8 protein-coding genes are annotated in these 11965 nt (G+C 52.7%); 5 read left to right on the top strand and 3 right to left on the bottom strand.

What is annotated here, in order from left to right:
- Window positions 1-48: 48 nt before the first annotated feature.
- The 3 genes from HZB31_09380 to surE are packed head-to-tail and all read right to left on the bottom strand — an operon-like array spanning window position 49 to window position 2877.
- Window positions 49-693, bottom strand: a complete 645-nt coding sequence (locus tag HZB31_09380) for a protein-L-isoaspartate(D-aspartate) O-methyltransferase (GenBank protein MBI5848142.1) — start codon at window positions 691-693, stop codon at window positions 49-51.
- A 38-nt stretch (window positions 694-731) separates the two neighbouring features.
- Window positions 732-2111 (bottom strand): NAD(P)/FAD-dependent oxidoreductase, encoded by a 1380-nt coding sequence (locus tag HZB31_09385; GenBank protein MBI5848143.1) that lies wholly within the window; start codon window positions 2109-2111, stop codon window positions 732-734.
- Window positions 2098-2877 carry a 5'/3'-nucleotidase SurE gene (gene surE, locus HZB31_09390; protein MBI5848144.1) on the bottom strand — a complete coding sequence of 260 codons (780 nt, stop codon included), beginning with the start codon at window positions 2875-2877 and terminating at the stop codon, window positions 2098-2100. The genes HZB31_09385 and surE overlap by 14 nt, the downstream gene beginning before the upstream one ends.
- A 266-nt stretch (window positions 2878-3143) precedes the next feature.
- On the opposite strand from surE, the gene HZB31_09395 reads away from it, so the two are divergent.
- The 5 genes from HZB31_09395 to HZB31_09415 all read left to right on the top strand — a co-directional run.
- Window positions 3144-4517 (top strand): sigma-54-dependent Fis family transcriptional regulator, encoded by a 1374-nt coding sequence (locus tag HZB31_09395; GenBank protein MBI5848145.1) that lies wholly within the window; start codon window positions 3144-3146, stop codon window positions 4515-4517.
- A 95-nt stretch (window positions 4518-4612) separates the two neighbouring features.
- Window positions 4613-7822: a tetratricopeptide repeat protein gene (locus tag HZB31_09400; protein ID MBI5848146.1), complete on the top strand. Its 3210-nt coding sequence runs from the start codon at window positions 4613-4615 to the stop codon at window positions 7820-7822.
- Between the two features lie 275 nt (window positions 7823-8097).
- A complete protein-coding gene (locus HZB31_09405; protein MBI5848147.1) occupies window positions 8098-8556 on the top strand; it encodes a response regulator in 459 nt (152 codons plus the stop codon).
- Between the two features lie 86 nt (window positions 8557-8642).
- Complete coding sequence (locus HZB31_09410; protein ID MBI5848148.1) at window positions 8643-11618, top strand: choice-of-anchor D domain-containing protein; 2976 nt, start codon at window positions 8643-8645, stop codon at window positions 11616-11618.
- 40 nt (window positions 11619-11658) lie between these two features.
- On the top strand, window positions 11659-11965 hold a 307-nt coding region (locus tag HZB31_09415; protein ID MBI5848149.1), incomplete at its 3' end, for a hypothetical protein.

An 11965-nucleotide genomic window follows, 5' to 3' on the forward strand; every position in this document is an offset into this window, starting at 1 on the left:
GATTATCCTGTCCGGCGGTATTTACGTGCGGGATTGCGAGCAAAAGAGTCACTCTTTCTCCCAGCCGAACTTGCCTATGAGTGGGACAAAGACGCAGGGTGTGTGGTATTCCTCTTTAAGCCCCTGCTCGGTTTTCGTGATCTTCAGAAGCTGCTGTGAATATCGCGATCCTACCGGAATCACAAGAATCCCGTTCAGGGCAAGCTGCTCCATGAGGGGCTCCGGAATATGCGGCGAGGCTGCCGTGATGATGATTCTGTCAAAGGGAGACTCTTCAGGCCAGCCAAGCGTTCCGTCTCCTGTCCTTACATGGATATTGTCATAACCCAGCGTATGATACTCAGCTTTTGCACGGTCAGCGAGGACCCCTATGCGCTCGATCGTATAGACCTCTTTTGCGAGCTCTGCAAGCACTGCCCCCTGGTATCCTGACCCTGTTCCTATTTCCAATACCTTTTCCTGGCCTGTGAGCGCAAGCAGTTCTGTCATGACGGCAACCATATAGGGCTGGGAAATGGTCTGGCCTTCTCCGATCGGCAGCGCCATGTCATCATACGAGCCGGCAAGGTTCTGCCCTCCTGCAAAGATATGCCTCGGAGCACGACGCATGGCATCCAGCACGCGGGGGTCTTTGATACCGCGCGGGATGAGCTGATTTTCGATCATCTGGTCCCGCAATTTCTGATAGTCCATGACTGCTATACCTCTGCCTAACCCCTAATTCCCAAAACCTAACATCTTCTCAATATTTCCCGTGCTGCGACAACGCCTGATGCAGACGCCTGGATTAACCCGCGGCTTACTCCAGGGCCGTCTCCTGCGGCAAAGATGTTTGGAATCTCGGTCTCGAGGTTATTGGTGAGCTTCAACTGCATGGAATAGAACTTTACCTCAACGCCGTAGAGCAGGGTATGGCGCGAGTTGACGCCGGGAGCAATTTTGTCCAATGCCTCAAGCATTTCAAGAATGTCGGAGAGATAGCGGTAGGGAAGGGCAAAGCTCAGGTCGCCGGGAGTTGCATCGGTGAGTGAGGGCCGCACAATGCCTTTTGCAATGCGTTCTTGGGTGGAGCGCCTGCCTGCCTGAAGATCTCCAAGCCTCTGTACAATTACACCCTTGCCGATGAAGTTTGCCAGCTGGGCAATATATCTTCCATAGGATATGGGCTCGTCAAAGGGCTCGGTGAAATAGGTGCTGACCAGCAGCGCGAAGTTCGTATTGTTTGTCCTCCGGTCGGTGTAGCTGTGGCCGTTGACGGTCCAGATACCTTTGAGATATTCCTTTACCACCTCGCCATAGGGATTTACACAGAAGGTCCTGACCTTGTCGTCGAATTTCTTTGAGTAAAAGACGAGCTTGGGCTCGTACGTAGCCTTTGTGAGGTGCTCCATAACAGAGGCAGGAAGCTCTACCCTTACACCGACATCAACCGGGTTTTTGAGCTGCGTGAGCTTGAGCCTGCGCGCTTCTTCTTCGAGCCACTTCGAACCCTCCCGACCCGGAGCAAGAACCAGAAAGCGGGAATAAAATGTTCTGCCGTCTTTGAGCGTTACGCCTTTATAGGTGCCGTCTTCGATCAGCACCTGCTCTGCCTCTGCTTTAAAGATGATATCGATAGTGCGGCTTATCTCGTCCTTCATCTTTTTGAGCAGAATAAGACACCGGTCTGTGCCGATATGCCTGATCTTTGAAGGTATGAGTTCAAGGCTATTCTTTGATGCAAGCCGCTCCATGCTCCGGATTTCTTCAGGATGGTCGCCGAAGATCTCCTCAGGAGCACCGTGTTCGATATAGATGCGGTCTACATAATCGATCATGGACTGGACAGAATCGTTATCCATGTAACGGCAGAGGAAGCCTCCGACCTCGGGAGAAAGGCTGAGTTTACCGTCACTGAAGGCGCCTGCTCCTCCCCAGCCGCTCAGAAGATCGCATTCAGGGCAGGTTGTGCAGGATATCTTTCTTTCTATGGATGGGCATTTTCTCTGGGTTATATCACGGCCCTTCTCAATGATCAGGACCTTCATCGTTTTCTCTGATTTCAGGAATTCGAGTGCGGCGAATATGCCGGCCGGTCCTGAACCTATGATGATGACATCATACTGATTCATCCATACCACCCAGCATGTCAGAAACGTTCCAGCGCTCCCTCAGAAAGGTGAGTGCGCCATGATTCGTGAGGTCAAGATGGATCGGCGTGATTGATACGTAGTTTTCCTGCACTGCCTCCATATCTGCCTCGTCTCCATGCTCCCAGAATGTTCTTCCGCCGCCGATCCAGTAATATTTTTCTCCCCAGGGGTTGAAGGTCTCCTGAATGGAGTTCTCATAAATGCGCTTGCCCTGGCGAGTGATCTTGATGCCTTTGATCTCCTGCCTTTGGATATTGGGGAAATTTACATTCAGCAGGGTATCAAACGGCAGGGAATGTTCCAGTACATAGGCGGCTATCTTTGTGGCAAGAAAGGCGGCTGTCTCGTAATGGTACTCTTTATCAGAGATGAGAGAAAAGGCGATCGAGGGAATACCGAAGATCGTGCCCTCAATTGCGGCAGAGACAGTGCCCGAGTAGGTAATATCATCTCCAAGGTTCGCACCCTTATTGATGCCGGAGACGACAAGGTCGGGCTTACGGGGCAGAAGTTTGTTGATTCCGATCGTGACGCAGTCTGTTGGAGTCCCGTTTACGCTGAATACATGCTCCCTGATCTGCTCTGCCTTGATCGGTCTGTCAAGGGTGAGGGAATGTCCGGCGGCAGACCGTTCTCTGTCCGGCGCAACGATATACGTTTCCCCCAAGGCCGCCATGGCATTGCTGAGCGCTATTATCCCGGGTGCATGCACTCCGTCGTCATTGGTAACTAATATGATTGGCATAATTCTATTCTATCATAACGACGGAAAAGCTCATCTGGAGTCTGTTATGACTGCATCAAAAGGTCTCAACCGCATCAAAATGCAACCAGCCTGATGATGCGCTTATGATTGTTATCGCGCTGAACAGACAGCTCGGCAGGTTTTGGAAAATACAAAAAGGAATAACGTATTATATTGCAGTCGTACTGTTATGAATAACGATGGGGAATGTTTATAAGAACGAAAATGGCAAGAAGATTCCGGTGACTGAGAAACGGGCCGCTCATATGGCGCTTGATAAAGCCCTGATCATGGTTGTTGATGACTGTGACGATGTAGTGCAGGCCATTACAGTATACCTTGAGGACTGGGGTTATGAAGCCCTGCCTGCAAGGTCTGGCCCAGATGCCCTTGAGCTTTTGGACAGCCACCGTGTAGACCTTGTCCTGTCCGATCAGGAGATGCCCGGCATGGACGGCCTCGAACTCCTGAAGGAGATAAAGGCCTGGGACAAAGACCTGCCTTTTATCATTATGACCGGGTATGGAAGCATCGACATGGCTGTCTCCGCCATGAAACAGGGTGCGGATGACTATATACAAAAAGACTATGATCCTGACACGCTGAAGGCGTCAATCATGCGCTCCCTTGAGCGTTCGCGCCAGCTCACAGGGTACCGGGAGCTGAAAGACTATTTCGGCAATCTCTATAATTTTCAAAATATCATCACCCGTTCGCCTCTGATGCTAAATGCGCTCAAACTTGCCGAGAAGGTTGCCTTAAGCCCTGGTACTACGGTCGCTGTTTATGGAGAGAGCGGGACCGGCAAGGAGGTGCTGGCAAGGGCGATCCATTTTGCCTCGGGCAGAATGGAAAGCAGGTTCGTTGCAATAAATTGTGCCGGCATTCCCACCAACCTGCTTGAGACAGAGCTGTTTGGGCATGTAAAGGGAGCCTTTACCGGGGCAGACAATGACCGGGACGGAAAGTTCGACCTTGCACAGAAGGGCACCTTGCTCCTTGATGAGATCGGTGATATGCCGCTTGAACTTCAGGCGAAACTGCTCAGGGTGATTCAGGAGCGCACGTATAATAAGATCGGCTCTAACCGGCATATCCCTGCTGATTTGAGGATAATAGCTTCAACCCACCGGGACCTGAAGAAAATGGTCAGGGAGTGCAGTTTCCGCGAGGACCTCTATCACAGGATTAATGCCTATCCCATAACCCTGCCGCCTTTAAGAGACCGTGTTGAAGATATCCCAGACCTGGCTGCACATTTCATCAGGCAGTACAGAAAAGAACTCGGCAAACAGATACCCGGCATATCAGAGTCAGCCATGAAGATTTTGCTCAATTACCAGTGGCCCGGCAATGTGCGCGAGCTAAAAAACTGCATCGAGCGTGCGGCGATATTGATCGATGGCGAACTGATAAGGCCCGATCACCTGAATATCATGGGACGCGCTGAAGAGCAGAACGTCTGCGTTCCTGAGGATGAAAAGGTGCGCATCGACCTCTGCCTGGATAAGGATGTTTTTTCTCTTGAGGCTGCGGTGGCCCAGATCTCGGATGAGATATTGAGCCGGTGCGGCAACAACAAAAGCCGCGCAGCGGATATGCTGAAGGTCGACAGGAAGCATTTCTACCGCAGAAAATAAATCAGTTATAAGGATTATCGGTATATTGCTTGACTGACCAATGCCGGAAATCCGCTTCTTGTCAACATTCTCGTCAGGTTAGTATAATCTCGTAAATGCTTACCGGTCAAAAAACAGTACTACTGGCCAAGATCACGCGTCCGAAACTGTCCGGCATATTCGGTCGGGACAGGCTTTTTCGTCTCATCGACAAGGGACGAAACAGGCCGGTGGTCTGGATCGCGGCCCAGGCAGGTTCAGGCAAGACCACACTCGTCGCGAGTTATCTAGATTCCCGGAAACTTCCGTGTCTGTGGTACCAGATGGACGAAGGCGACGGAGACATCGCATCGTTTTTCTACTATATGGGTATGGCTGCAAAAAAGGCCGCGCCCCGGCACAGGAAACCGCTTCCGCTGTTGACCTCTGAATATCTCATGGGCATCCCGGTATTTACCCGCCATTACTTCGAAGAACTCTTCTGCCGCCTCAAGTCGCCTGCGGTCATCGTTCTGGACAATTATCAGGACGCGCCTCTTGATTCCGATTTTCACGACATGCTTGTCAACGGGATCGACGTTATCCCCGAAGGGATCACTGTTCTCGTTCTGAGCCGTGTTGATCCTCCTCCTCAGCTTGCGCGGCTTCAGGCAAATAATCGGCTCCGGCTCATCGGTGAGGATGAAGTTCGTTTTACCCGGGAAGAGTCGGGGGAACTGCTGAAAACACAGGGGCAAGGGCAGATCACCGGTAAAGCGTTGGACCTGCTGTATAGAAAAACCGAAGGCTGGGCTGCCGGATTAGTCCTGTTGATGGCCGGAGCCGGGAGGGCCGGGCCAGGCTATCAATCGCCTGAGGACGCATCCTCTGCAAATCTCTTCGATTATTTCGCAAACGAGATTTTCATCAAGGCTGACACAGCAACACAGGACGTGCTTTTGAAGACGTCGTTTCTTCAGAGAATCAACACGTCGGACGCTGAACAGTTGACCGAAAATGAGATGGCCGGCCAAGTCCTGGAACGGCTTAGCCGTCATCATTACTTTACGCAGAAATACGACCGGGCATATCAGTATCATCCGCTGTTCCGGGAATTTCTTCAAAACAGCGCAAAAAGAATATTTTCGGAGACCGACAGAACGCGTATTCAGGTAAAAGCAGCAGGACTCCTCGAAAAGTCGGGTCGGGTTGAAGAGGCGATCGGGCTTTATATCGAGTCTCTTGATTGGGGGCAAACGGAACGCCTGATTCTCTCGCAAGCGCCTGCGCTTGTGTCGCAAGGCAGAAGCGCCACGCTCGAAGGATGGCTGAAAAGCTTTCCGCAGGAGCACATCGACAAAGCCCCCTGGCTCCTTTACTGGTCCGGCATCTGCCGGATGGCCTTTGATCCTTACGATAGCCGAAGACTGCTCGAAAAATCATTCGAGCGGTTTATGGCAGATAAAGACAGAACCGGGACGTTTCTATCGTGGGCGAGTATTGTCGATACGTTTGTCTACGCCTGGGGGGACTTCTCGCCGCTTGACCGATGGATCGCTGTTATGGAGGAGTTCCTTGCCGAACAACCGGAATTTCCCTCTCCGGAAATAGAAGTGCGCGTTGCCGGATGCATGTTGAGCGCTATGGCGAACCGGCAGCCCGGGCGGGCAGGGCTGGCCCATTGGGCTGAGCGCGTCCAGGGGATCGTTGTTACAAGTAATAACGTTCAGCTCAAATTGATGCTCGGCAGCCAGTTGATCTTTTATTATCTCTGGGTCGGCGATTTTTCGAAGATCGTCTTTGTGGTTGAGGCACTGCGCCCCTCCGGCAGTCTTAAGGAATATGATCCGCTCACGAGGCAGAACTGGTATGCATGGAAGGCCATGTACTCCTGGTTTGTCGCAGACTGGGCAGCGTGCTGGCAGGCAATTTCCGACGGCATAAAAAATGCCGAAGACAGCGGCATTCATCTGCTCGATCTGTTCCTTCTTGCCCAGGGGGTTTTCGGCGGCCTGAGCCTGGGAGACCCTTCGGCCGCTGTCTCATGTCTTGAAAAGATGGCGCTTACCAACAGCCCCCGGCCCGGGGACAAGGGCTTGTATCAGTATCAGGCAGCATCGGTCGCCTGGTATTACGGTGAATATAAAAAGTCCATGGTACACGGGAATCTCGGCATAGAACTCTGTGAGAAGTTAGGGTGGCCGATTTCGATGGTTCTCTGCCTCATCGAACATGCGGTAACGCTCTTCGACGACAACCGGCATGACGAGGCGGATGACTGCCTGGCGAAGGCCCTGGAAATCTGTCGGGGCATGAATGGTCTCGAATTCCTGGCGTATATAAACGGAGCTCGGTTTGCCTTTGATCGAGGTGATGGAAAACAGGGACTTGCTTTTCTGGAACAAGGTATGGCGCTCGGTGCGCGGTTCGGCTATTTGAATTTGCCCAGGTGGAATGACGGAAACATGTCGCGGCTCTGCGCAAAAGCTCTGGAACATGGCATCGAACCGGAATATGTGCAGAAATTGATCGGTCTGCGGGGCCTGATACCTGAAAGACAGGTAGAAGACTGGCCCTATTCCATGAAGGTATATGCCCTCGGTAATTTCAAGCTGTATAAAGACGACAAGCCGGTTGAGTTCGCCGGCAAAGTGCAGAAGAAGCCCCTTGAGATGCTTAAGGCGCTGATAGCTCTTGGGGGAAAAGGTGTGTCCGAGGAGCGATTGATCGATCTTCTTTGGCCCGATGCGGATGCTGACTCAGCCCATAAATCACACGAGATAACCCTGCTTCGCCTTCGACGGCTGCTCGACGTTGAAGGGGCGATACAGTTTAAGGGCGGACTGGTTACTCTCGACCCCAGGTATTGCTGGGTAGACGTCTGGGCACTTGAGGACATTTTCAGCAAGACTGCTACTGCATGGAAAACAGCAAATATCTCCGGGACATCAAAAGAGATCGCAGCCGAGACAATACGATTGACTGAAAAGGCGATTGAGATGTATAAGGGAGATTTCCTTGAGTCCGATGCGCATCAGGCTTGGGCCGCTCCCCTGCGCGAGAAGATGAAGAGCAGGATCGTCTTTCTTCTCCTGGCGCTGGGCAACCACTGGGAACGATCAGGACAATGGAATAAGGCCCTGGAATATTTTCAGAAGGGGCTTGATAGAGACGATCTCACCGAAGAGTTCTATCAGCATCTCATGGTCTGTCACGAGATGCTTGGACAAAAGGCAGAGGCAGTGAAAGTATACAAAAAATGCAGTTCGGTCCTTTCTTCAGCACTGGGTATTTCCCCCTCAGAAAAAACTGAAGAGATCTATTCCCGCCTAACAAAAACCCGATAGCTTCTTTCTGTCATTGCGAGGAGAGCAGCGACGCGGCAATCCATCAGTTGGTAAATGATTGCCCTGAGACAACGGAAAAAGACGAGATTGCCACGCCCGATAAGGCTGGACTCGCAATGACAGGCCGTGAAGAAGAGACGAGATTGCCGCGCCCGATAAGGCTGGGCTCGCAATGACAGGCCGGAATCACAAACAGGGAGACCTTTCCATCTGTATGCGATCTGTAGGTAGTGTCCTGATATTGTTTTTTAATTTGTATTCTGCACGGGGGACAAATGAAAGGCTATGAGCGACAGAGATATGCTTCTTTTCCGGACAGTATTGCATCGGGTATGTTGGCAGGCAGAGGGAAGATCTTGCTGGTTGAAGATGACGACCTGGTGCGGGAGATGTTCATGGCGTATCTGTCAGTTTTTGGCTATGAGGCGATGGCAGCGTCCGATGCAGAGTCTGCGCTTCGGATATTTTCTGAAAATAGGGAAGGTTTTTCTCTGGTGATTTCGGATATTGTCATGCCCGGCATGAACGGTATCGAGTTGTGTGAGACACTTCTTGAGGTCGATCCTGCTCTTAAGATATTGCTGACAAGCGGTCATATCCCTGATTTTATCAATGCCAGACGCCTCTTCATGCGCTTTGAATTTCTTCAGAAACCGTTCACCCCAGAGGAATTTGAGCAAAAGGTAAGGACGCTTGTTTCAGGACCCCTGAAAGTTATGCAGGCGGCTGATTGACGTTCGACCAGCCGGAATATTAGCAGCAAGCAATGGAGTCAGATTTGGGTAGAGGGTATAAAACATCGAGAGATAAAGGAGGAAACATGAAACGAACAGGATTTATTGCAATGGCAGTGGCGTTTTTTCTGTCTGCCCTTGCGTTAGTCTCGCCCGTTGGGGCAGGGATGTTCACCGAGTACCCGCTTCCGACTGCCGCAAGCGCACCGTATGCCATCACGTCAGGGCCGGACGGCGCCCTCTGGTTTACCGAGGCGGATGGCAACAAGATCGGCCGCATAACAACAGCAGGGGTTATAACGGAGTATACGATCCCGACTGCCGCAAGCGCACCATCCATCATCACCGCAGGGCCGGACGGCGCCCTCTGGTTTACGGAGTATGGCGGCAACAAGATCGGCCGGATAACAACAGCAGGGGTTATAACGGAGTATCCGGTTCCGACGGTCGCAAGCTCACCGTATGGCATCACGACAGGGCCGGACGGCGCCCTCTGGTTTACGGAGTATGGCGGCAACAAGATCGGCCGGATAACAACAGCAGGGGTTATAACGGAGTATACGATCCCAACGGCCGCAAGTGGACCGTATGACATAACGACAGGGCCGGACGGAAGGCTCTGGTTTACTGAGTCTGGCGGCAACAAGATCGGCCGCATAAACGCCACGACCGGTGTTTTTGTAGAGTTTTCGCTCCCGGGTAACGCCAGCAGCCCCTTCGGCATAACAACAGGGCCGGACGGAAAGCTCTGGTTTACCGAATATGCCGGCAACAAGATCGGCCGCTTGGACCCCACGAATGTGGCTATTAATGAATTTGCCGTTCCGACCGCCGCAAGCATTCCGACCGCGATCACGACAGGGCCGGATGGAGACCTCTGGTTTACGGAGGGTATAGGAAAGATCGGTCGCATAACAACGGCAGGGGTTATTGCCGAGGCCGCTATCCCGACTGCCGGAGGGATGCCATTAGGCATCACGACAGGGCCGGATGGAGACCTCTGGTTTACCGACAATACCGGCAACAAGATCAGCCATTTTACGCCCAATGGGACTTTCACGGTCACAAACCTCAACGATAGCGGGCCTGGTTCTCTCAGGCAGGCGATGCTGGATGCCGATGCCTCTCTTGGGGCTGACACAATCAGGTTTAGCGTCAGCGGAACAATTACCCTTGCGTCTACACTGCCGGGCATCACCGACATAGATGGTCTGACGATCGACGGAACCGGACAGACGGTGACGATCAGCGGTAACAACGCAGTTCAGGTGACAGGCGTTTCTACTGGCAAATCGTTGACCCTTAATCATTTGACGATTAGTAATGGCAAAGGCTTAGGCAGCATTAATAATAACAAAGGAACTCTGACCATAGCGAATTGTACCTTCTCCGACAATATAGGGAATGTAGGCGCGATTTATAACCAGTCCGGCACGACGATCATTACGAACAGCACCTTCTCCGGCAATAGCGTGACCAGCTATGCCGGTTGCATTTACAATAGCTCAGGCACGATATCCATTACGAACAGCACCTTCTCGGGAAATAGCGCACCAGGTGGCGCCTGTCTTTTTAACGACCTCGGCGGCGGCACAGTGACGCTGAGAAACAGTATCGTTGCCGATAGCATATCCGGCGTGAATTGTTCCGGTGCGATTGTTTCTGGCGGCTACAACATTGACAGCGGTAACAGCTGTGGTTTCACCGGCACGGGCGACCTCATTAACACCGACCCACTCCTCGGTCCTTTGGCTGACAACGGCGGCCCGACCTGGACCATGGAGCTTCTTGCTGGCAGTCCGGCAATCGATGCCGGTGATCCCGCTACTGGTCTTAACGCTGACCAGCGGAGTGTGCCACGGCCTTTTGGTTCAGCCGATATCGGCGCATATGAATATATTGCGAAGCCGAACCAGGCAGCGCTTATCTTTACTCCGGGCGCGTTTTTGACGTATAACGCGACAGAGACGCTGAGCACGACAGGGGGCAGCGGCACAGGTGCAGTGACCTATCAGGTGACCCTGGGGAACTGTTCGATATCCGGAGGCAATGTTCTTAAAGCCGACAGCGGCACCGGTTCATGTTCGATAACAGCGACCAAGGCAGGGGATGCGAATTATAGTCAGGCAACCGCAACAGCTACAGTAACGCTGCAGAAGGCCGTAACAACAACAGCACTTAACGCAAATGTTGCCTTTACTCAACCAGTCCCTACGGTAACGTTGACTGCAACGGTCAGCAGCCCCTCTGGTTCGCCTTCATCCGGTGTCGTGGGGTTTACGGCAAACGGAAGCATCATAGCAGGCTGTGCTGCCGTATCAGTAGTCTCAGGGACAGCGACCTGTACAACCACCTCACTGCTGCCGGGGGTCTATGACATAACGGCTGTGTATAGCGTAAGCGCCAACTATCTGAACAGTACCTCGGCGGTGCTGAAAGTCACGACCCTGCTTGGCAAGATGTCGCGCAACAGCTGGTATCTGTCGCCAGAGGGGTGGATCGTTCGGGCGTATACAAAGGCAGATGCGCCGAATGAGGTATACCTTGAGGTGCTGGACACGGGCAATGTTGTGGTAGCCCCATCGGGTATGGCAGGTATGAGTTCTAACCCCATGCTATTGGCCTCAGATGCAACAGTGCCTGAGGTAGCTCTTGGGTTTAACAGGGCCACAAGGACAGCCTATGTGACGTATACCTCGGCAGGAGGGCGGCAGGAGGTGGAGGTCACGGGCATAAAGGGGAACTCCCCTCTGATAGGAGTTACGCCTGAGCCGGTATTGTTTGGCAATGTGAAGCTGAAGAAGACGGTAACTATGACGGTGACCGTCTCCAACAGAGGGGTGCAGCCGTTGCATGTAACGGCGATAGGGGCACCGGCAGCACCGTTTGGCATAGCAGGAGGCGGAACGTGTGCAGTGGGAGTGCCAGTGGCAGCAGGTGGCAGTTGCAGCATCGTGGTGAAGTTTGCACCGGCAGCGGCGCAGGGCTATAGCAGCAGTTTTGTGATCAGCTCGGACGGCGGAAATGCGACAGTGCATCTGAGCGGAACAGGATGGCTGTGAGATGAGGAATATAAGATCAGGATATACAGGAGGAGGCATAATGAAGAAGGCAATGATGATGGTAGTATTGTGTATGACAGGATTGGTATTAATGGCAGGGGTATCAGGGGCGGAGGAGGCAGCGTGGTATGATGCAGCAGAGAACTGGATTGTGAGGGTGTATAGCGCGCCTTCAGGTGCTGGCTACGGAGTGACCCTTGAAGTGCTCGATACCGGCAACAGCCTGGTGACAGACCCGATACTCGGGATGGCAACGAACCCGCTTTTGCTGACCGGGACCGCAGGAGGCCCTGATGTGAGCCTTGCCTTTGACGAAGGGAGTGCGACGGCGTATGTGCTGTATACGG

The organism is Nitrospirota bacterium (assembly GCA_016235245.1).
Lineage (GTDB): Bacteria > Nitrospirota > Thermodesulfovibrionia > Thermodesulfovibrionales > UBA6898 > UBA6898.